The organism is Citrobacter sp. Cpo032 (assembly GCF_030332975.1).
Classification (GTDB): Bacteria; Pseudomonadota; Gammaproteobacteria; order Enterobacterales; family Enterobacteriaceae; genus Citrobacter; species Citrobacter portucalensis.
Window position 1 is genome coordinate 287,015 of record NZ_JAOWGU010000049.1, and the last position, 22,130, is coordinate 309,144.

The following is a 22,130-nucleotide window of genomic DNA, read 5'->3' on the forward strand; positions in this document are numbered from 1 at the left end:
CGCTGTGCTTATCAGGCCTACGGCTGTATGTAGTTTGTCGGCCGGATAAGGCGTTAGCCGCATCCGGCATGGTGCGTGGAACTGCCTGATGCGCTGTGCTTATCAGGCCTGCGGCTGTATGTAGTTTGTAGGCCGGATAAGGCGTCAGCTGCATCCGGCATGGTGCGCGGAACTGCCTGATGGCGCAGCGCTTATCAGACCTACGGCTGTATGTAGTTTGTAGGCCGGATAAGGCGTCAGCCGCATCCGGCACGGTGCGCGGAACTGCCTGATGGCGCTGTGCTTATCAGGCCTGCGGCTGTATGTAGTTTGTAGGCCGGATAAGGCGTTGGCCGCATCCAGGCTCGGTGCGCGGAACTGCCTGATGCGCTGAGCTTATCAGGCCTGCGGCTGCGTGTAGCTTGTAGGCCGGATAAGGCGTCAGCCGCATCCGGCATGGTGCGCGGAACTGCCTGATGGCGCTGTGCTTATCAGGCCTGCGGCTGTATGTAGTTTGTAGGCCGGATAAGGCATTAGCCGCATCCGGCATGGTGCGTGGAACTGCCTGATGGCGCTGTGCTTATCAGACCTGCGGCTGCGTGTAGTTTGTAGGCCGGATAAGGCGTTAGCCGCATCCGGCATGGTGCGCAGAGCTGTGTTAGCGTTTAGCTACACGAATAGTCTGCGCGAGGCGGGATGGTTTTTCTTCGGTGGTTTTCTGCGGAGCGGTCGCGTAAGCCGTTTCTACACAAACAAACGTTTTGTAGCCATCATCCGGCATGTCGCCCATGCTGACGGACAGCGCCGGGCCAGGGTTCCAGCCCACGACATTCAGATGGTGGTGGTGGACAACATCTATATTGCGATTCAACGCATCATCATGAATCACGCTGCACGCTTCCGGATTCAGATAGACACGATCGGTGCGGTCCGGGAAGGTCTGGATACCATCAGCCAGCACATCTTCTTTAGCATCATTCACTTTATCGATCAGGCGATCGCCAAGACCACTGACTTTCACTGCCGCAATGTCACCAATGTTGAAATAGGTATGCAGTGCCGAGGTGGTTTCAAACTCACCATGAGCTTCCAGCTCCATTTCACAGGTGGCTCCCACTTTGAAGCGAGACAGCAGACAGAACTCGTGCGGCCAAAGCTGACGCGTTTCAGCGTTGCTCTGCAGTTCAAACGTCAGCACCACGCCATTGTCGTCTTCGTTGTACGCTTTCAGCGTCCATGGCAGGTTGCGGGCAAAACCATGCGAGGGCAGGCCCTCCTTAGCAGCCGGACCAAACCACGGCCAGCAAATTGGTACGCCGCCACGCAGCGCTACGCCGGTTTTAAACGGGGTATTATTACTTAACCACAGGACTTCCTCTTCACCATTTGGTTTCCAGGAAAGAAGATGTGCGCCCTGCAGCGCGAAAGAAGCTTTAACCTGTGGGTGATCGACAACAAGAACCTCAAGCTCATCAAGCTGACGGCGGGAGAGGACAGGGGTAATTTGTTCGATTACCGGAAGTGCAAAAATTTTATTAATCATTACGCAATCCTTTCTTCAGGCAAAAAAAAGAGCGACCTGAGTCGCTCTTACAGATTACTGTTTCATCTCAACTTATTTGGAGATGTGAGCAATCAGGTCCAGAACTTTGTTGGAGTAGCCGGTTTCGTTGTCGTACCAGGATACCAGTTTCACGAAGTTGTCGTTCAGTGCGATACCTGCTTTAGCATCGAACACGGAAGTGCAAACTTCACCGTTGAAATCGGTAGATACTACGTCGTCTTCGGTGTAACCCAGAACGCCTTTCATCGGGCCTTCGGAAGCAGCTTTGATTGCTTTCTTAATTTCTTCGTAAGAAGCAGCTTTTTCCAGACGAACAGTCAGGTCAACAACGGATACGTTCGGGGTAGGAACGCGGAACGCCATACCAGTCAGTTTGCCGTTCAGTTCTGGCAGTACTTTACCTACTGCTTTAGCTGCACCGGTAGAGGACGGGATGATGTTCTGGGATGCGCCGCGGCCGCCGCGCCAGTCTTTGTGAGACGGGCCATCAACGGTTTTCTGAGTAGCGGTGGTCGCGTGAACAGTAGTCATCAGACCTTCGATGATGCCGAAGTTGTCGTTGATAACTTTAGCCAGCGGAGCCAGGCAGTTAGTGGTGCAGGAAGCGTTAGAAACGATGTCCTGACCTTCGTATTTGTCAAAGTTAGCGCCTTTAACAAACATCGGAGTGTTATCTTTGGACGGACCAGTCAGAACCACTTTTTTCGCGCCAGCAGTGATGTGCTTACGAGCGGTTTCATCTGTCAGGAACAGGCCAGTAGCTTCAGCTACTACGTCAACACCAACTTCGTCCCATTTCAGGTTAGCCGGATCACGTTCAGCGGTAACACGGATTTTTTTACCGTTTACGATCAGATGACCGTCTTTCACTTCAACGGTACCGTTGAAACGGCCGTGAGTGGAGTCATATTTCAGCATGTAAGCCATGTAGTCAGCGTCTAACAGGTCGTTGATTGCAACGATCTCGATGTCAGAGCGTTCTTGAGCAGCACGGAAAACAATGCGACCGATACGGCCAAAACCGTTGATACCTACTTTGATAGTCATATATTCCACCAGCTATTTGTTAGTGAATAAAAGGTTGCCTGTAAAATTACAAAAACCTTACGCAGCGTCAAGCGGAATCGTGTCAATCATTGCGACAAATCAATCTGCTGCCTAAGCTTTGCGCAACTGACTCGCCTCACTCTTCCTTTGGGCTTGAAACCACATGGGGTCGGCGGCCCGAATTTTAAAGGGCAATCAAGATAAAAACGTGATTCTGATCACGAATTGCAGGCTGCCATTTCGCAAGGATCAAGTTTAGAACAAAAGTTCGCACTCCGGTGTTAATGTTTTGTTAGAATCTGTCTCGCGATGTGAGTTTAGATAAAGCGAGATGTGAGCAAATGGCTAATCAACCTTCTCCAGAAGAACTGAAAAAAAATTTAACCGAAATGCAGTTCTACGTAACGCAGAATCACGGGACAGAACCGCCATTTACCGGACGTTTGCTACATAACAAACGTGACGGCATCTACCACTGTTTGATCTGCGACAATCCGCTATTTCGTTCCGAGACAAAATATGACTCTGGCTGCGGCTGGCCCAGCTTTTACGAGCCTGTCAGCGATGAGGCTATCCGTTACATAAAAGATACGTCACACGGCATGCAGCGCATTGAAATCCGCTGCGGAAACTGTGATGCACACCTGGGACACGTCTTCCCGGATGGTCCGAAACCTACCGGTGAACGGTACTGCGTTAACTCAGCGTCTTTGAACTTCACCGATGGTGAAAACGGTGAGCAAACCAAGGGTTGAAGAAACGATTCAGCAAATTATTCTACGGAGAGTGGATTTAACATGAATCTTGATGAGATGATCAACAGCATGACGCCGGAAGTTTATCAGCGCTTATCGACTGCCGTTGAACTCGGAAAATGGCCGGATGGCGTAGCGCTAACGGCAGAACAAAAAGAGAATAGCTTACAGCTGGTGATGTTATGGCAGGCGCGAAACAATATTGACGCGCAGCATATGACGATTGATACCAACGGTGAGATGGTGATGAAGAGCAAGCAGCAGTTGAAGGTTGAGTTTGGTATTACACCAGAACCGATTGCGACGTTTAAATCCTGATTACCCAGGCCCGGCAAACATCTGTGTCGGGCCTGCAGTTGATGTTATTTCTTGTTCATCATCGCCTTCAGATCGGCGAACGGGTTGTATTTCGCTTCGCCTACGGCCTTTTGCGCATCTTCTCCTGCAACCACCGTTGAACCATACTGGTCCGCTTCCGTATATTTGGAATGCTCGTGATCGTGGCAGTACAGGCACAACATTTCCCAGTTGCTACCATCTTCCGGGTTATTCGAGTGATCGTGATCGATATGGTGTACCGTCAACTCGCGCAAATTTGAATACACGAACTCACGGGAACAGCGTCCGCAGACCCAGGGAAAGAGTTTAAGCGCCTTTTCCCGGTAACCGACTTCCAGACGGGAGTAATTTTTAGGGATAAAAGCCATAAAGCTCATGCCTCCAGTAGAAATGAAGAGCTGCGCCAAAAGCTGGCGCAGCAGAATGCGCTAATCATAACCTATTGTGTCAGGCGTTGGGATCAGTGTTTGATGCCTAACGAATCGGCTAACTGCTTCGCCAACTGATTATTGTCATCCGCGCCATACTCCCAGAACATCGCGCCTCCCAGCCCCTTGCTCTTGATATAGTCGGCCTTGATAGCCACCGAACGCGGGTTTTCATAGGAGAGGGCAAAGATTTTTTTTCCATCCGCAGACTGTACCGACAGCCACGGCACTTTCGCTTCATCATCCCAATGTTGGCTAAAGCGTTTTTGCGGATCGTTGATCAACTTCGCCACGATATCGTTGTACTTCACGTAGGTGTCTTTGCTCAGGTCGACGCCCAGTGATTTGAACAACTCAATTTGAGCTGACTCGAAATAGGGCTGGGTAGCCGGGTTTTTCTGCGCGTCAGGTTTGCTCCAGTCAATACCTGGCTCAACGGCGCGTTTTGGTACGCGTCCATAAAAGCCAATGCCCAGATTCATTTGACTCGGTTTCAGACCGGCGGCGAGATAGTTATTGACCACAAAATCGGCGCTGTACTTATCCGCCGCGGCGACCGTTGGCCATTGCGTCGAATCATACAGGTTCGAGTTGAAATACTGGGTGCCGTAAGCCATGTCGTAGGTCATCAGGTTGATGTAGTCGAGCGATGGTGCAATGGCTTTTACATCCACCCAGCTTTTCGGACTTTCTGCATTTGCGCCCACGGCGATGGTCAGCAGTTTTTTATGCCCCAATGCGGCGCGCAGTTCTGTTAGCAGCGCGGTGAAGTTAGCGCGGTCAGTCGGTTGGCTTTCGACCAGTCCCCAGGCACCGTTAACTGGATATTCCCAGTCGAGGTCGATGCCATCCAGACCATATTTCGCAATTATCTCCTGTGCAGATTGAATAAACACTGCGCGTGTTTCCTTCGTTGCTGCCGCGCCAGAGAATCCACGCGCTCCCCAACCGCCGACGGAAAGCAAAACTTTCAGGTTTGGATTTTGTTTACGCAGCTGTGGAATTTTCAGCAAATCATCCTGCACTTTCTGTGAAAGCCAAATCTGATGCAGTTTGCTGGCGTCTTTTAAGGCGTCATTGGTCTCGTCTTTTTCGTTGTTGTAGACAAGGCCAAACGAATAGTTGAGATGGGTTATCTGGCGAACATCCAGTTTATTGATGTCGCCACCGGGACCGGCAGTGACGTCGCCGCCACCATTAAAGTAGCCAACTGACATCAGTGAACTGGCGGAAACAACGCTGGCGCAGAGCAGGGGTAATGCTGCCAACAAAGGTAATAGTTTCATCGGTGTTCCTCTTTGACATTTAAACAAGCAAACACGCCACGGAAATGGCGTGGCGAAAAAAACAGCACCCGCAGGTTAACAGTTTCATAACAGGAAAAATGCGAAGGGGTTCACGCCATTTTAGTGAAGCGGCAGCCACGTTCACTTGGGTTTCAGTTCATCTTTGCATTTATTTGTGATCTTGGTTGTGAAATACAGATCAAAATCTGTGTTTTAAAGATTTGGTGTTGACCTCAAAAATTATATGGATAAGTATGATGGTCACTGATGCAAAACTAAACACAAAGGAAAATTCCATGAAAGCACTGGCGAGATTTGGCAAGGCCTTTGGCGGCTACAAGATGATTGATGTTCCGGAACCGGTATGTGGTCCGGATGACGTTGTGATTGAAATTAAGGCTGCTGCTATCTGCGGCGCTGACATGAAACACTACAATGTCGACAGTGGATCCGAGCAGTTTAATTCGATTCGTGGTCATGAATTTGCGGGTCAAATTGTGCAGGTTGGCGACAAGGTTAAGGACTGGAAGGTGGGACAGCGAGTTGTGTCTGACAACAGCGGGCACGTATGCGGCGTTTGTCCGGCCTGTGAACAGGGCGATTTTCTTTGTTGTACAGAAAAGGTGAATTTAGGTCTGGACAACAATACTTGGGGCGGTGGGTTTTCTAAATATTGTCTGGTCCCTGGGGAAATCCTCAAAATTCACCGCCATGCTCTGTGGGAAATCCCGGCAGGGGTAGATTATGAAGAGGCGGCTGTACTGGATCCTATCTGCAATGCCTACAAATCTATCGCTCAGCAATCCAAATTTCTTCCAGGCCAGGATGTGGTGGTCTTTGGTACCGGTCCGTTAGGACTCTTTTCTGTTCAAATGGCGCGCATTATGGGGGCCGTTAATATTGTGATGGTCGGGCTGGAAGAGGATGTTGCCGTACGCTTCCCGATCGCCAAAGAGCTGGGCGCGACAGCTGTCGTTAACGGTTCGACCGAAGATGTGGTTGCACGCTGCCAGGAAATCTGCGGTAAAGACAATCTGGGGCTGGTCATCGAATGCTCTGGTGCCAATATCGCCCTTAAACAATCAATCGAAATGCTGCGCCCGAATGGTGAAGTCGTTCGCGTCGGTATGGGCTTTAAACCTCTCGATTTCTCCATCAACGACATCACCGCGTGGAATAAAAGCATCATTGGCCATATGGCCTACGATTCCACATCCTGGCGCAACGCTATACGCCTGCTGGCCAGCGGCGCGATCAAAGTTAAACCGATGATTACTCACCGTATCGGCTTGTCGCAATGGCGCGAAGGGTTTGACGCCATGGTCGATAAAACCGCGATTAAGGTCATCATGACCTATGACTTTGATGAATAATCCCATTTATTAAAGGAAGGTTCCCGGATGGAACAGATAGCGAAACCGCACTGCGGCGCCAGGCTGGACAGGCTGCCTGACTGTCGCTGGCACTCATCGATGTTTGCCATGGTCGCCTTTGGATTACTGGTCTGCTGGAGTAATGCCGTCGGCGGATTAATTCTCGCGCAGTTAAAAGAACTTGGCTGGACCGATAATTCCACCACCGCCACGTTTTCCGCCATTACGACGGCGGGAATGTTTCTCGGCGCGCTCGGCGGCGGAATCATAGGCGATAAAATCGGGCGTAAAAATGCGTTTATCCTGTATGAAGCGATTCATATTATTGCCATGGTCATTGGGGCATTCTCACCGAATATGACCTTCCTGATCGCCTGCCGTTTTGTCATGGGGGTTGGATTAGGCGCGCTGCTGGTGACTCTGTTTGCCGGGTTCACCGAATATATGCCCGGCAGGAATCGCGGCACCTGGTCAAGCCGGGTCTCGTTTATCGGTAACTGGTCTTATCCGCTCTGTTCGCTGATCGCGATGGGTTTGACGCCGTTAATCAGCGCCGAATGGAACTGGCGCGTGCAGTTGCTGATCCCGGCCATACTGTCGCTGGTGGCGACCGTTATTGCCTGGCGTAGTTTCCCGGAGTCGCCCCGCTGGCTGGAATCCCGCGGACGCTACGCCGAAGCTGAAAAGGTGATGCGGGCCATTGAAGAAGGGGTTGTTCAGCAGACCGGCAAGCCGCTGCCGCCTGTGGTAATTGAAGATGACGGCAAAGCCCCGCGCACGGTTCCTTATTCGGCCTTATTAACGGGTGTGTTACTGAAGCGCGTTATTTTAGGTTCCTTTGTCCTGATTGCCATGAACGTTGTGCAGTACACCTTAATTAACTGGCTGCCGACCATATTTATGACTCAGGGGATTAACCTGAAAGAATCGATTGTCTTAAATACCATGAGCATGTTCGGTGCGCCGTTTGGGATTTTTATCGCCATGCTGGTGATGGATAAAATTCACAGAAAGACCATGGGGGTGGGCTTATTAGTATTAATCGCCGTGCTGGGATATATCTATTCACTGCAAACCAGCATGCTGCTGATTACGCTAATTGGCTTCTTCCTGATTACCTTTGTCTATATGTATGTTTGTTATGCCTCTGCGGTATATGTCCCGGAAATATGGCCGACCGAAGCAAAACTTCGCGGTTCTGGTCTGGCGAATGCGGTAGGGCGTATCAGCGGTATCGCCGCGCCTTATGCGGTGGCGGTGTTGCTTAACGGTTATGGCGTAACGGGGGTGTTTGTCCTGCTGGGTGCGGTCTCCATTATTGTCGCTGTCGCCATTGCTACCATCGGAATTGAAACCAAAGGCGTCTCTGTCGAAAGTCTCGGTATTGATGCAGTTACCAGCAAATAATATTGATGGGGAAATAAAATGAAAAATTCAAAAGCGATATTAAAAACGCCGGGCACGATGAAAATTATTGCCGCCGATATCCCGGTACCCAAAGAGCATGAAGTACTGATCAAAATTGAATACGTAGGTATTTGCGGTTCAGATGTTCACGGTTTCGAATCAGGTCCCTTTATTCCGCCAAAAGACCCAAACCAGGAAATTGGCCTCGGACATGAATGTGCCGGTACGGTGGTGGCGGTAGGAAATCGCGTCAGTAAATTTAAACCGGGCGATCGGGTGAACATTGAACCCGGCGTGCCGTGTGGTCACTGCCGCTACTGTCTGGAGGGCAAATACAACATCTGTCCTGATGTCGACTTTATGGCCACGCAGCCTAATTATCGCGGCGCGCTAACCCACTATCTGTGCCATCCGGAGAGCTTCACTTACAAGCTGCCCGATAACATGGACACCATGGAAGGCGCGCTGGTAGAGCCTGCGGCGGTAGGGATGCATGCCGCAATGCTGGCAGACGTTAAACCGGGCAAGAAAATCGTCATTCTGGGGGCGGGCTGTATTGGTTTAATGACCCTGCAAGCCTGTAAATGTTTGGGGGCTACCGACATCGCCGTTGTTGATGTTCTGGAAAAACGTCTGGCCATGGCCGAGCAGCTTGGTGCGACGACGGTGATCAACGGAGCGAAAGAGGACACCGTTGCCCGCTGTCAGCAGTTCTCCGGCGATATGGGAGCTGACATTGTTTTTGAAACTGCCGGCTCGGCGATCACCGTTAAGCAGGCTCCGTACCTGGTGATGCGCGGCGGGAAAATCATGATCGTTGGGACGGTTCCCGGTGATTCGGCGATTAATTTCCTCAAAATTAACCGTGAAGTCTCCATTCAGACCGTTTTCCGCTACGCCAACCGCTATCCGGTCACTATTGAAGCCATTTCCTCCGGGCGTTTCGATGTCAAGTCGATGGTGACGCATATTTATGATTATGAAGATGTTCAGCGCGCGTTTGATGAGTCAGTTAACAACAAATGCGAAATTATCAAAGGTGTTATTAAAGTTAACCATTAATTTATTGAAAAGGGAGAGACAACCATGCTGGCAGATATTAAATATTGGGAAAATGATGCCCAGAATAAACATTATGCGATTGCCCACTTTAACGTGTGGAATGCGGAAATGTTAATGGGGGTGATGGATGCGGCGGAAGAGTCTAAATCGCCGGTAATTATTTCATTCGGCACTGGCTTTGTGGGTAATACATCGTTTGAAGATTTTTCGCATATGATGGTTTCGATGGCGAAAAAAGCCTCAGTGCCGGTTATTACCCATTGGGACCACGGGCGCAGTATGGAAATTATCCATAACGCCTGGACTCACGGCATGAATTCACTGATGCGCGATGCCTCCGCTTTTGATTTCGAAGAGAATATTCGCCTGACTAAAGAGGCGGTGGACTTCTTCCATCCGTTGGGTATTCCGGTTGAGGCGGAGCTGGGCCACGTGGGGAATGAAACGGTTTATGAAGAAGCGCTGGCGGGCTATCACTATACCGACCCGAGCCAGGCGGCGGAATTTGTCGAGCGTACCGGCTGCGATTCTCTGGCGGTAGCGATTGGTAACCAGCACGGTGTCTATACTTCTGAGCCGAAACTGAATTTCGACGTGGTCAAACGCGTGCGCGAAGCGGTATCCGTTCCGCTGGTGCTGCACGGCGCGTCCGGCATTAGCGATGCGGATATCAAAAAAGCCATTTCATTAGGTATTTCGAAAATCAATATTCATACCGAACTGTGCCAGGCGGCAATGGCGGCGGTGCAGGAGAACCAGAATCAGCCGTTCCTGCACGTTGAGCGTGAAGTTCGCAAAGCGGTAAAAGAGCGCGCGCTGGAGAAAATCAAACTGTTTGGCTCTGACGGTAAAGCGGAATGACAATATGGATAATATCGAGGTTATTTGTATAGGGGCGGCAATTGTTGATATTCCCTTGCAACCAGTGAGTAAAAATATCTTTGATGTTGACTCTTATCCATTAGAACGAATAGCAATGACCACGGGAGGTGACGCTATTAATGAGGCGACGATTATTTCTCGCCTTGGCCATCGCACGGCGTTAATGAGTCGGATAGGTAATGATGCAGCCGGTTATTTTATTGTCGACCACTGCCATCGGGAGAATATTGATATTAAAAGCCTGAAGCAGGATGCTGATATTGATACTTCCATTAACGTAGGTTTAGTCACCGCTGATGGTGAACGCACATTTGTGACTAACCGTAACGGCAGTTTATGGAAACTGAATATAAACGATGTTGATTTTGACCGATTCTCGCAGGCAAAGCTGCTGTCGCTGGCGAGTATTTTTAATAGTCCGCTGCTTGATGGCCAGGCGTTAACGGATATTTTCACTCAGGCCAAAGTGCATGGATTAATTATCTGCGCCGACATGATTAAACCACGGCTTAACGAAACGCTGGACGACATCCGTGAAGCGTTGAGCTACGTGGATTATCTGTTTCCCAATTTTGAAGAGGCAAAACTGCTCACCGGGAAAGATACGCTGGATGAGATTGCCGACAGTTTCCTGAACTGTGGTGTGAAAACCGTCGTGATTAAGACCGGTAAAAGAGGCTGCTTTATCAAACGTGTCGATATGAAAATGGTAGTCCCGGCCGTGTCGGGGATTACCGCCATCGACACCATCGGCGCGGGGGATAACTTTGCTTCAGGATTTATCTCCGCGCTGCTTGAAGGTAAGCCGCTTCGCGACTGCGCGCTGTTTGCTAATGCAACGGCGGCAATATCGGTACTGAGCGTGGGTGCGACAACGGGTGTGAAGAACAGAAAGCTGGTTGAACAACTTCTTGACGAATACGAAGGGTAATAGCGGCAGATGAAAATGATTCCTTTAGGCAGTACGGATATTACGCTTTCCCGCATGGGATTAGGTACATGGGCCATTGGCGGCGGTCCGGCATGGAATGGCGATCTCGATTTGCAGATTTGTATTGATACCATTGTTGAGGCGCATCGCTGCGGTATTAATCTGATTGATACCGCGCCAGGATACAACTTTGGCAACAGTGAAGTGATAGTCGGTCAGGCGCTGAAAAAGTTACCGCGCAGCGAGGTAGTGGTTGAAACCAAATGCGGCATCGTCTGGGAGCGAACAGGCAGCCTGTTTAACAAAGTGGGCGATCGCCAGCTGTATAAAAACCTCACGCCTGAGTCGATTCGTGAGGAGGTTGATGCCAGCCTGCAAAGATTGGGTATCGACAGTATTGATATTTATATGACCCACTGGCAGTCGGTTGAACCCTGTTTTACGCCGATTGCGGAAACCGTAGACACGCTGAACACACTGAAAAAAGAGGGAAAAATCCGTTCGATTGGTGCGGCGAACGTCGATGCCGGGCATATAAGGGAGTATCTCAAACACGGTGAGCTGGATATCATCCAGGCCAAGTACAGCATTCTTGACCGGGCGCTGGAAGCTGATCTGCTGCCGCTATGCCAGCAGAATGGCATCATCGTGCAGGTATATTCACCGCTTGAGCAGGGGTTGTTGACTGGTACTATCGCCCGAGATTATGTTCCTGGCGGCGCACGGGCTAACAAGGTTTGGTTTCAGCGGGAAAATATGCTGCGGGTGATTGATATGCTAGAGCAGTGGCAGCCACTGTGTGAAAAATACCGCTGCACAATCCCCGCATTAGCTCTGGCGTGGATTTTAAAGCAAAGCGATTTGATCACCTTACTGAGTGGTGCAACCGCACCTGAACAGGTTCGCGAGAACGTCGAGGCGTTAACCATTCCCCTGACAGATGATGATTCATTATTGATGAGGCGAATGGCGGAAGCGTTGGATATAAATTAAGTCGGATAGAATTGACCTCTGTTTCTGCGTAAAAAAGTATTGAAATCTGTGATTCAGACATGTTCTTTTGAAAATAAACATAGCCTGTGAGATACTAGGGTCTTATTATTACTTTGCAGGAAACAGAGGTGTCATCGTGGCGGCAAAAGACAGGATTCAAGCCATTAAGCAAATGGTGGCTAACGATAAGAAAGTGGCGGTATCTAATTTAAGTTCAATCTTTCAGGTGACTGAGGAAACGATTCGCCGCGATCTTGAAAAACTGGAAGATGAAGGTTTTTTGACCCGAACATATGGCGGTGCAGTGCTCAATACCACCGCGTTGTCCGACAATATTCATTTTTATAAGCGTGCAAAATCTTTCTTCGAAGAAAAGCAGATTATTGCCCGTAATGCATTACCGTTTATTAAAAATAAGACCACAATGGCTGCCGACTCCAGCAGTACCGCGATGGAATTATTAAAGCTGTTGAAGGAAAGAAACGATCTGACGTTGCTTACCAATTCGGCTGAAGCATTTCATGAGTTGGCGCAGTCAGAAATTAACGTGGTTTCTACCGGCGGTGAGTTGAATAAGAATACGCTGTCGCTGCAGGGAAGAATCACCAAGGAGATTATCAGCCGTTATCATGTTGATATCATGGTGATGAGCTGCAAAGGTTTGGATATGCAGAGTGGGGCGCTTGATTCTAATGAAGCGGAAGCGGAAATCAAAAAAACCATGATCCGCCAGGCGACTGAGGTGGCCCTGTTAGTTGATCACTCAAAGTTTGACCGTAAAGCTTTCGTTCAGCTCGTGGACTTTAGCCATATTAATTACCTAATAACCAATAAGGCACCGGGTGCAGAGTGGATTGCATTTTGCAAAGAGAATAATATTCAACTCGTTTATTAGCTATAACGAGGGTTGTGTCGATATTATTTTAAGTTTGCACCTGGTAAATGCCATAAGAATCTAATGATGATGGATGGCGCGGCAAAAATTTTTCTGCCGCGATCGCCATACTTTCTATTTAGCTGAATTTGAGGCATCCAGATGGAACAATGTGACCCTATCGGCGCAAGATTAGATCGCTTACCTTTATCTCGATTTCATTTTCGTATTTTTGGAATTATTAGTTTTAGTTTGTTAATAACTGGTTTTCTCAGCTATTCCGGGAATGTGGTATTAGCAAAACTAGTCAGCACAGGCTGGTCAAACAATTATCTCAATGCCGCGTTTACCTCAGCGCTGATGTTCGGTTACTTTATCGGTTCGCTAGCCGGTGGCTTTATTGGTGATTATCTCGGTCGACGCAAAGCGTTCCGCGTCAATTTGTTAATCGTCGGGGCCTCAGCCTGCGCTGCAACGTTTGTGCCCAACATGTACTGGCTTATTTTCTTCCGCTGTCTGATGGGGATTGGAATGGGGGCGCTAATTATGGTGGGCTATGCCTCATTTACAGAATTCATTCCACCCGCGGTTCGTGGGAAATGGTCTGCCCGTCTGTCATTTGTCGGCAACTGGGCACCAATGCTATCTGCGGCAATTGGCGTCGTGATTATTGCACTTTTAAGCTGGCGGGTGATGTTTCTGCTCGGCGGCATGGCAATGCTGTTGGCTTGGTATCTGTCGGGAAAATACTATATTGAATCCCCGCGTTGGCTGGCTGGCAAAGGGCAGAGAAGCGAAGCTGAAAAACATCTTATGCAGGTGGAATCGCAAATTGAGAAAGAAAAAAACATCACTTTACCATCCTGCCGGAACGAATGCTCGTCGGCGGAATTAAGCACGATAAGTGGTTCATTTTGGCTCTTGTTTAAGGGGCCAATGTTGCGCTGTACACTGGTGGCGATCACGGTGCTTATTGCAATGAATATTTCGCTCTATACCATTACGGTATGGATCCCGACGATATTTGTTAATTCGGGAATCGATGTAACGAAATCCATATTTATGACCGCGATAATTATGATTGGCGCGCCGGTTGGGATATTTATTGCCGCGTTAATTATCGATCGCTTTCCTCGGCGATTGTTTGGCTCATTCTTGTTGATTATTATTGCCTTGCTTGGGTATTTCTATTCGCTTCAAACTGAAGAGTGGGCAATTCTGAGCTACGGGCTGGTGATGATTTTTTTTCTGTATATGTATGTCTGCTTTGCCTCTGCAGTTTATGTCCCGGAACTATGGCCCACGCATCTTAGATTGAGAGGATCGGGTTTTGTGAATGCGGTGGGGAGGATTGTCGCTGTGTTTACGCCTTATGGCGTCGCTATTTTGTTGACCCGCTATGGCTCGGTTACGGTCTTTATCGTGCTAGGAGCAATGTTGATGCTATGCGCGCTGATTCTTTTTTGTTTTGGCATCGAAACACGCAAAGTATCGCTGGAAGAGATTTCAGCGCTGGCCTGAGATAACGCGCCGACAGGAGTGACCCTGTCGGCATCGCTTACGGCTGGGTTTCCAGCCAGTCGTCCAACGTATACAGCGTTGCGCCCGCAGCAGCCATTTCCATAAAGGCGTTTGCACTGTCCTGGGGTTGAATATTAACGCCACGGCAGCCGTCGGTTATAACGCTGACGGTGTAGCCAAGATCGAGCGCATCCAGAACGGTGAATTTAACGCAATAGTCGGTAGCCAGACCCATGATGATGAGCTCGGCAATGCGGTGTTCGAGTAGCCATGCATTCAGCGCGGTAGCCTGACGACGACCGTTATCAAAAAAAGCACTGTAGCTGTCGACCAGCTGGTTCTCACCTTTAGTGAACGTTTGAGTTATCGCACGCTGGTTCAGCAGCGGATGCAGGGCAGCACCTTCGCTGTTTTGTACGCAATGATCGGGCCAGAACGTCTGCGCCAGACCATCAAGTTGTCCCTGGCTGTAGGGCTCGACCTGATGCTGGCTGGCAAAACTACCGTGATTAGCCGGGTGCCAGTCCAGACTGGCAACGACCGTGTCGCCGCGTATGGCACACCAGTCAATCAGGCGGTTGGCGATATCGATTGTGCTGTCACCTTGTGGGACCGCGAGGGCACCACCGGCACAAAAGTCGTTTTGTAAATCGACCAACAGTAAGGCTCGGGCCATGGGCATAGACTCCTTTAATCGTCGGGCGTGAGCTCACCACGCAGATTTTGCGTCATTGCTTCACGAATTGTCTGCGTATCCAGTCCCTGACTCAGCAAATAGTGCAGTTTGGTGAGAGTGGCTTCGACGGTCATATCCGCGCCGCCAATCACGCCAGCATGCGCCAGCGCATTCCCTGTCGCATAGCCCCCCATGTTCACCTTGCCGGACATACACTGCGTAAGGTTCACCACCACAATGCCACGCGAGCTCGCATCTTCAAGTTCTTTCAGGAACTCTTTATTCTGCGGCGCATTGCCCACGCCGTAGGAGCGCAAAATTAATGCTTTTACCGGCTGGCGCAGGAAGTTGCGTACTACATCAGCGGAGATCCCTGGATAAATAGTGACCACGCCAATCGGTTGCGGAGTGATAGGATGGACAATCAACTCACCTGTGCCGTGAGGTGCGGGCGGTGTTCCCAGCCGACGAATGTGGATCCCGGCTTCCAGCAGTGGTGCAAGGTTGGGTGAGGCAAACGCGTCAAAACCATCAGCATGCGCTTTAGTGGTCCGGTTACCGCGAAACAGTCGGTTGTTGAAAAACAGGGTCACTTCATTGATAGGATAATTTGCTGCAACGTACAACGCATTCAGCAAATTGATTTGTCCGTCAGAACGTAGCTCTGCTAATGGGATTTGTGACCCTGTCACAATGACTGGCTTGCCCAGATTCTCCAGCATAAATGAGAGCGCCGAAGCCGTAAACGCCATGGTGTCAGTGCCGTGCAGAATGACAAAACCATCGTAATCGTCGTAGTGCGCTTTAATGTCTTCAGCAATATGCTGCCAGTCTTCTGGCGTCATGTCTGAGGAATCCATCAGCGGGACGTATTCGTGGATGGTGAAGTCTGGCATCTCTGGGCGGTGGAATTCAGGCATCAGTGCCAGCTGACGCTGGAGATGACCGGAAACAGGAATATAACCCTGTTCTGAGCGCTGCATACCAATGGTACCGCCGGTATAGGCAACGTAAATCGATTTCTTTTGCATGGGCGTCACAGGTTAAGTTGTGCATAAACAGGCGCAGTATAAAGTTCCCCCCGAAAAAATACAGTGCAAATGACGCATACCTGCCATCCGATCAATATGTCATTTATGTTCAGTGCCTTGTCCCGTTTGTTCAGTGTGGTTTTGCACCCTCGGCCCTACAGTAGCAGCCTTCTATGGTGTGTGTTGTTGTCGAGTGCAGAAATGATCAGAAAGAGAATTGATAATGCGGCTATTTTGCTGATGGTGGTGATTTGCGGTGTCTGGGGCAGTCAGCAGGTGGCAATTAAAGCGGCTGCTGATGATATGTCACCTTTTTTACAGGTCGGTTTGCGTTCCGCAATCGCCGCGCTGTTTATTGGATTGTTGTTTCAGCGACGAGATAATATTTTTGGCCTTCTGCGTGACCGTAATATCGCCAAAATGGGCGCAATCGTTGGATTACTATTTGCGCTTGAATTTGTGCTGGTTTCCGTAGGGATCACGTTAACGACGGCCTCCCATATGGCGCTTTATCTGTATACTGCGCCTTTGTTTTCGGCCATTGGATTACATTTTCTTTTACCTGAAGAGCGACTGAGTCGTCTGCAATGGTGTGGGCTTGCGATCGCCTTTTTGGGCATCGCCATCGCCGTTACGATGGTTCCTCAAAATGGCAACACACAATGGAGCCTGACGGGCGATCTGTGCGGGCTTTTCGCCGGTATGGCGTGGGGGGCGTCCAGTGTGGCGATCCGCTGTAGCCGACTCGCCACTATTCCCTCGTCCTGCACACTGTTTTATCAACTGGCGACTACCGCGCTGATTTTATTGCTTATCGGACTGATGCTGGGAGAAACGACGGTACAACTGACGACTGTGTTGGTGATGAGTCTGACTTTTCAGACGGTGATTGTCGCCTTTTTAAGTTACCTGATCTGGTTTACCCTGCTGCGTTATTATCATGTCGCATCTTTGGGAACCCTGATTTTAATGACGCCAGCGATGGGAATCATTGCCGGGGTACTCTTTCTTGGTGAATCCCTGCAGCCTGCGTTTATCGCAGGCGCTCTCTTGATATTGATTGGATTGCTTTGTGTTTCATTACCCCCCAGCGCGAATTTACGCCGCCTTTCACGTTTATAACGGGAGCCTGAAGTGAAGAAAGACCTGAGAATTTTTCAGCCAGGCGAGTGGGCGGATGGAGACATCATTACGGCTATCGATGCGAGTCAGACAGAGACACCGCGCAGACCACAGTTGAATGTCGGCATTCTTCTGTGGCCGGAATTTCCTCTGCTGGCGCTGGCGGGGTTAACCGATGCGTTACGTCATGCGGCGGATATGGGGGATGATAGCCAGAAAATTCGCTGCTCCTGGCGTCTGATGAGCGCTACACCAGACCGACCAGTTCTAAGCAGTTCAGGAATGGCGATGATGCCGGATAGCGCATTCGTTGCACCGGAACAATTTGATTATGTGGTGGTGATTGGCGGCTTGCTGCGCAGTATGGCGAAAGCCGATCGGGCCGCGCGACGTTACCTGCATCTTGCGCATCAGCTCAACATTCCGCTGGTAGGTATCTGCACGGGGAGCTTTGTTCTGGCGCAAGAAGGTTTCCTCAATGGGCTGATGGCGGCGATCCATCCCTGGCATCTGAATGATTTTAAAACGCAATTTCCTCAGCTGGCTGCCCGTAGCGGGGTCGATTTTGTTGAGGAAAAAGGGATTCTGACTTGTCCGGGGGGCATTTCGACGATAGGGCTGGCAACAGAGCTTATTCGCCGCCACTGTGGTCCCGACAGGGCGACAAAAGCCATCTTCCAGATGTCCGTCCCCAACCGCATAGACAGCACGTCAGTGGCGGTCTCCAGAGCGATAGGTTTTACCCACGTGAGCGACAGTCGGTTACGCAAAGCGGTCTTTTTAATTGAGCAAGGACTGGTAAAGCCCATTTCGACCCGCTGGCTGGCCACTGAAGTCAACCTGAGTCCGCGACAGCTTACCCGGTTGTTTAACGCCGAGTTCGCCCAGTCGCCGGGAGAGTTTATCCGACGTGCGCGTTTGCGTTATGCCCACTGGCTGTTGATGAATTCTGGAGAGAGTGTCACGGAGATTGCGCTGCGTCTGGGATTTAGCGACTGTGCGCACTTTATTCGTTTGTTTAGTCGGGAGTTTGGCTCTACGCCTGGAGATTTTCGCAGTACGCGACATCAGAATGCGTAAAAAATGCTGCCCCGACAGGGGCAGCATTGGCAGATTAGCGAACGTTGGCGCAGGTCAGGCAAAACGCATAGCGGTTTTGCGGATCGTTAAACGCTGCCAGCTTATCGCTCTCCGCTTTAACCGTACTCGCCGCAGAAGCGAGCGGCGCCGGGAGCATCGCCTGGATCGCTTCAGGCAGCATGGCACGAACGGAACCGGACATGCTGTCCATCACCATATCAACGAATGTCGGTTCGTCCTGATAATACTCAATGTGCCATTGCTTCAGTTTGGCCAGCTCAGCCGCTTTCGCCACGGCGTCATCAAAATCACCCAGACTGTCTACCAGACCGTTGGCTTTCGCATCCTGGCCGGTCCAGACGTGGCCCTGCGCGATTTTGTCAATCTGCTCAGGCGTTGTCTTACGCGCATCTGCGACCAGCGTGATAAAGCGCTTATAGCCGTTCTCGATGCTCAGTTGCATCATTTGCTGCACTTCAGGTGGTAACGCTTTGGTGATGGAGATATCCGCCAGTGGGGATGTCGCCACGCCGTCGGTGTGTACACCAATGGAATCCAGACTGTTTTCCACAGTGTTGATCACGCCAAAGATCCCGATTGAACCGGTCAGCGTGCTGGGGTTCGCCACAATGTAGCTTGCTGGGGTGGAGATCCAGTACCCGCCGGATGCCGCCATGCCGCCCATTGACACGACAACCGGCTTGCCTGCCGCTTTTGCCGCAGCCAGCTCAGCGCGAATGACTTCGGAAGCGCTGACGCTGCCGCCAGGGCTGTTCACGCGCAGGACAATTGCTTTCACTTTCGGATCAAGACGCGCTTCGCGGATCTGCGCGGCAGTCGTGTCACCGCCCACATTCCCAGGGGTTTCTTCACCGTCCATAATTGCGCCATTCGCGAAGACGACGCCAATGCTGTCCCCAGTATCCGCTGGCGTTTTCAGCGAGTAATCGTAATAGCTGACGGCGCGATAATTTTTATCTGCTTTGCTCCAGCCAAACTGTTTGGTCAGCATTTTTTCGACTTCGGCGCTGGAGGCCAGTGCATCCACCAGTTTGTTGTCGAGCGCATATTTCGCGGTATCACCATCGACTTTTGTCAAACCGTCCAGCATGGCCTGTGCGCCCGGGAACACCTGCTGAGCAGGGATCTGGCGGTTGGCAGCGACCGTGTCGAGATAGTTCTGCCACAGCTCGCCGATCCAGCGGCTGTCGGCCTCGCGCGCGGCAGGAGACATATCATCACGAATGAACGGTTCTACGGCAGACTTATAAGTCCCGACACGGAACACGTGCGTGGAAACTTTCAGCTTGTCGAGCAGGGACTTGTAGTACAAACCGTTGGTGGCAAAGCCGTGCAGATCAACGGAACCCTGCGGAGAGAGATAAATTTTATTGGCGAAACTGGCGAGGTAGTACTGCCCCTGGCTGAAGTTATCGCCCACGGCAAAGACCGGTTTGCCGCTGTCGCGGAATTCCCGCAGCGCTTTACCGATATACTGCATGGAAGGCTGGTCGGCCCCGGCAAAATTTTTCAGATCCATCACAATGCCGGTGATGTTGCGATCATCTTTTGCCTGGCGAATAGTATTCACGATATCGAACAGGGAGTTTTCCTGCAGACGATCGGAACTGGCGCCAAACAGCTGACGACCAATAACGCTTAAGCGACTGGTGCTCGAAGGCTTATCGACAATCACCCCCGAGATATCCAGCAGCAGTGCGCCTCGCTCAGCGTGTTCACTGGTATTGCTGCTGCTGACCTGCATCCAGATGCCCACGCCCACCAGCACCAACAAGATGAAGAACAGGTTAAGCACAAATTCACGGACGAAATTCAGTAATCGCCATGTCCATTTAAAAAATCCGGCAATAAATCGCCACAGGGTTCGCATGTATTCTCCCTACCGATTAACAACACGCCATCCCGAAATTCCGGAGAAAGGCGATAAGATGAGGCTATCGTAATGACCCGACAGGCACTTGTCAGCAGGAATCACCGCCTGTGCTGTAACAAAATCCGCTCACGTGTTAATTTTGTGAACAAATCTCATTGTTGGAGTTAAGCAAATGGATGCACTCGAATTACTGATTACCCGTCGTAGCGCCTCTCGTCTCGTCGAGCCGGCCCCGACAGGAGAGCAACTGCAAAACATTCTGCGGGCGGGTATGCGCGCGCCAGACCACAAAACGCTGCAACCGTGGCAATTCTTTGTCATTGAGGGCGAAGGGCGTGAGCGTTTTAGCGCGGTGCTTGAAAAAGGGGCGATTGCCGCAGGCAGTGACGCGAAAGCCCAGGAAAAAGCGCGCAGCGCACCGTTTCGCGCACCGCTGATTATTACCGTGGTGGCGAAATGTGAAGAAAACGACAAGGTTCCTCTGTGGGAACAAGAAATGTCTGCCGGTTGTGCGGTGATGGCTATGCAGATGGCCGCAATTGCCCAGGGCTTTGGCGGTATCTGGCGCAGTGGTGCATTAACCGAAAGTGCGGTCGTGCGCGAAGCATTCGACTGTCGCCCGCAAGATAAAATCGTCGGTTTCCTCTATCTGGGCACACCGCAGCTAAAAGCATCCACGACGATTAACCTTGCCGATCCGAGCGCATTCGTCCGTTATTTCTGATATCAACGGCAAAACTGTCTGGATTCTGAGCAAAGACACCCGAATTCAGACAGTCACTCTTACCACATCATGGAATGAGCGCTACCATATCCGGATTGCAATGACAGGAGATGTCCATGAGCGAGCAAGCTATTCGTTTAACGCAATACAGCCACGGAGCCGGTTGCGGTTGTAAAATTTCCCCAAAAGTGCTGGAAACCATCCTGCACAGCGAGCAGGCGAAGTTTGTTGATCCGAACTTACTGGTGGGTAATGAAACCCGCGACGACGCGGCCGTATACGATCTGGGAAACGGCACCAGCGTTATCAGCACCACCGATTTCTTTATGCCGATTGTCGATAATCCGTTTGATTTTGGACGCATCGCCGCGACTAACGCCATCAGCGATATTTTCGCCATGGGCGGCAAACCGATTATGGCAATTGCTATTCTGGGCTGGCCGCTGGATAAGCTGGCACCGGAAATCGCCCGCGAAGTCACCGAAGGCGGACGCTTTGCCTGCCGTCAGGCGGGTATTGCGCTGGCGGGCGGCCACTCTATTGATGCCCCAGAGCCTATCTTCGGCCTTGCGGTAACCGGCGTTGTGCCGACCGAACGCGTGAAGAAAAACAGCACCGCTGAGGCAGGGTGTAAGTTGTTCCTGACCAAGCCTCTGGGCATAGGTGTTCTGACAACCGCAGAGAAAAAATCACTACTGAAGGAAGAACATAAAGGACTGGCGACAGAAGTGATGTGCCGGATGAACATTGCCGGTGCGGCATTCGCCGATATTGACGGCGTGAAAGCCATGACCGATGTTACCGGTTTTGGTCTGCTGGGGCATCTGAGTGAGATGTGCCAGGGCGCAGGCGTTCAGGCACAGATCGTCTACCAGGATATTCCTAAGCTGCCTGGCGTTGAAGAATACATCGCGCAGGGCGCGGTGCCGGGGGGTACCCAACGTAACTTTGCCAGCTACGGACACCTGATGGGTGAAATGCCGCAATCGGTACGCGATCTGCTGTGCGATCCGCAAACTTCAGGTGGTCTACTGCTGGCGGTAACGCCGGAAGCTGAAGCCGAAGTGAAAGCGGCAGCGGCGCAGTTCGGTATCGATCTCACCGCCATTGGTGAGTTAGTGGAAGCTCGTGGCGGTCGCGCCATGGTTGAGATTCGTTAACT

The 22,130-nt window shown here is 50.9% G+C and carries 21 protein-coding genes; 14 read left to right on the forward strand and 7 right to left on the reverse strand.

The window, feature by feature from the left end; translation table 11 throughout:
• Positions 1-637: 637 nt before the first annotated feature.
• Together OGY33_RS19950 and gapA are read right to left on the reverse strand one after the other, a co-directional pair.
• Positions 638-1,522: a D-hexose-6-phosphate mutarotase gene (locus OGY33_RS19950; RefSeq protein ID WP_191238597.1), complete on the reverse strand. Its 885-nt coding sequence runs from the start codon at positions 1,520-1,522 to the stop codon at positions 638-640.
• Positions 1,523-1,594: 72 nt separating this feature from the next.
• Entirely contained in the window at positions 1,595-2,590 is a 996-nt protein-coding gene (gene gapA / locus OGY33_RS19955) for a glyceraldehyde-3-phosphate dehydrogenase (RefSeq protein ID WP_003030697.1), read from the reverse strand.
• A gap of 341 nt (positions 2,591-2,931) precedes the next feature.
• Here gapA and msrB point away from each other — a divergent pair, with 341 nt between their 5' ends.
• Positions 2,932-3,345: a peptide-methionine (R)-S-oxide reductase MsrB gene (gene msrB / locus OGY33_RS19960; protein ID WP_003832475.1), complete on the forward strand. Its 414-nt coding sequence runs from the start codon at positions 2,932-2,934 to the stop codon at positions 3,343-3,345.
• A gap of 42 nt (positions 3,346-3,387) precedes the next feature.
• Positions 3,388-3,663, forward strand: a complete 276-nt coding sequence (locus OGY33_RS19965; protein WP_003030693.1) for a YeaC family protein — start codon at positions 3,388-3,390, stop codon at positions 3,661-3,663.
• Between the two features lie 44 nt (positions 3,664-3,707).
• Here the strand turns inward: OGY33_RS19965 and yajD are convergent, their stop codons facing one another.
• Both yajD and chiD read right to left on the reverse strand, forming a co-directional pair.
• The gene (yajD, locus tag OGY33_RS19970; protein WP_191238596.1) at positions 3,708-4,052 is read right to left on the reverse strand and encodes an HNH nuclease YajD; all 345 of its coding nucleotides are present in this window, start codon (positions 4,050-4,052) and stop codon (positions 3,708-3,710) included.
• Positions 4,053-4,144: 92 nt separating this feature from the next.
• On the reverse strand, positions 4,145-5,398 hold the full coding sequence (gene chiD, locus OGY33_RS19975) for a chitinase ChiD (protein ID WP_191238595.1): 1,254 nt from the start codon (positions 5,396-5,398) through the stop codon (positions 4,145-4,147).
• A 296-nt stretch (positions 5,399-5,694) separates the two neighbouring features.
• Between chiD and OGY33_RS19980 the strand changes: the two genes are divergently transcribed.
• The 8 genes from OGY33_RS19980 (at position 5,695) to OGY33_RS20015 (ending at position 14,441) form a co-directional block, all read left to right on the forward strand.
• Positions 5,695-6,771, forward strand: a complete 1,077-nt coding sequence (locus OGY33_RS19980; RefSeq protein WP_048214366.1) for a zinc-binding dehydrogenase — start codon at positions 5,695-5,697, stop codon at positions 6,769-6,771.
• Between the two features lie 27 nt (positions 6,772-6,798).
• Positions 6,799-8,178 carry an MFS transporter gene (locus OGY33_RS19985; RefSeq protein ID WP_191238594.1) on the forward strand — a complete coding sequence of 460 codons (1,380 nt, stop codon included), beginning with the start codon at positions 6,799-6,801 and terminating at the stop codon, positions 8,176-8,178.
• Positions 8,179-8,196: 18 nt separating this feature from the next.
• A complete protein-coding gene (locus tag OGY33_RS19990; RefSeq protein ID WP_149608243.1) occupies positions 8,197-9,240 on the forward strand; it encodes an NAD(P)-dependent alcohol dehydrogenase in 1,044 nt (347 codons plus the stop codon).
• A gap of 24 nt (positions 9,241-9,264) precedes the next feature.
• Positions 9,265-10,101: a ketose-bisphosphate aldolase gene (locus OGY33_RS19995; protein ID WP_003832486.1), complete on the forward strand. Its 837-nt coding sequence runs from the start codon at positions 9,265-9,267 to the stop codon at positions 10,099-10,101.
• A 4-nt stretch (positions 10,102-10,105) separates the two neighbouring features.
• Positions 10,106-11,053 carry a carbohydrate kinase family protein gene (locus OGY33_RS20000; RefSeq protein WP_008784533.1) on the forward strand — a complete coding sequence of 316 codons (948 nt, stop codon included), beginning with the start codon at positions 10,106-10,108 and terminating at the stop codon, positions 11,051-11,053.
• Positions 11,054-11,062: 9 nt separating this feature from the next.
• Positions 11,063-12,046, forward strand: coding sequence for an NADH-dependent methylglyoxal reductase (gene ydjG, locus OGY33_RS20005; RefSeq protein ID WP_032943118.1), 984 nt, complete (start codon positions 11,063-11,065; stop codon positions 12,044-12,046).
• A gap of 136 nt (positions 12,047-12,182) precedes the next feature.
• Positions 12,183-12,941: a DeoR/GlpR family DNA-binding transcription regulator gene (locus OGY33_RS20010; protein WP_032943120.1), complete on the forward strand. Its 759-nt coding sequence runs from the start codon at positions 12,183-12,185 to the stop codon at positions 12,939-12,941.
• A 141-nt stretch (positions 12,942-13,082) separates the two neighbouring features.
• Positions 13,083-14,441, forward strand: coding sequence for an MFS transporter (locus tag OGY33_RS20015; RefSeq protein WP_191238593.1), 1,359 nt, complete (start codon positions 13,083-13,085; stop codon positions 14,439-14,441).
• Positions 14,442-14,478: 37 nt separating this feature from the next.
• On the opposite strand, the gene pncA is transcribed toward OGY33_RS20015, so the two are convergent.
• Both pncA and ansA read right to left on the reverse strand, forming a co-directional pair.
• Positions 14,479-15,117, reverse strand: coding sequence for a bifunctional nicotinamidase/pyrazinamidase (gene pncA / locus OGY33_RS20020; protein WP_410739377.1), 639 nt, complete (start codon positions 15,115-15,117; stop codon positions 14,479-14,481).
• Positions 15,118-15,131: 14 nt separating this feature from the next.
• On the reverse strand, positions 15,132-16,148 hold the full coding sequence (gene ansA / locus OGY33_RS20025) for an asparaginase (RefSeq protein WP_003832492.1): 1,017 nt from the start codon (positions 16,146-16,148) through the stop codon (positions 15,132-15,134).
• A gap of 201 nt (positions 16,149-16,349) precedes the next feature.
• Between ansA and OGY33_RS20030 the strand changes: the two genes are divergently transcribed.
• Positions 16,350-17,270, forward strand: a complete 921-nt coding sequence (locus tag OGY33_RS20030; protein WP_048214359.1) for a DMT family transporter — start codon at positions 16,350-16,352, stop codon at positions 17,268-17,270.
• A 12-nt stretch (positions 17,271-17,282) separates the two neighbouring features.
• Complete coding sequence (locus OGY33_RS20035) at positions 17,283-18,350, forward strand: GlxA family transcriptional regulator (RefSeq protein ID WP_191238591.1); 1,068 nt, start codon at positions 17,283-17,285, stop codon at positions 18,348-18,350.
• A gap of 34 nt (positions 18,351-18,384) precedes the next feature.
• Here the strand turns inward: OGY33_RS20035 and sppA are convergent, their stop codons facing one another.
• A complete protein-coding gene (gene sppA / locus OGY33_RS20040; protein WP_032943122.1) occupies positions 18,385-20,241 on the reverse strand; it encodes a signal peptide peptidase SppA in 1,857 nt (618 codons plus the stop codon).
• A 175-nt stretch (positions 20,242-20,416) separates the two neighbouring features.
• On the opposite strand from sppA, the gene OGY33_RS20045 reads away from it, so the two are divergent.
• Together OGY33_RS20045 and selD are read left to right on the forward strand one after the other, a co-directional pair.
• Positions 20,417-20,968: an NAD(P)H nitroreductase gene (locus tag OGY33_RS20045; protein ID WP_048226791.1), complete on the forward strand. Its 552-nt coding sequence runs from the start codon at positions 20,417-20,419 to the stop codon at positions 20,966-20,968.
• A 116-nt stretch (positions 20,969-21,084) separates the two neighbouring features.
• Entirely contained in the window at positions 21,085-22,128 is a 1,044-nt protein-coding gene (gene selD, locus OGY33_RS20050) for a selenide, water dikinase SelD (RefSeq protein WP_003832497.1), read from the forward strand.
• The last annotated feature ends 2 nt before the right edge of the window (positions 22,129-22,130 follow it).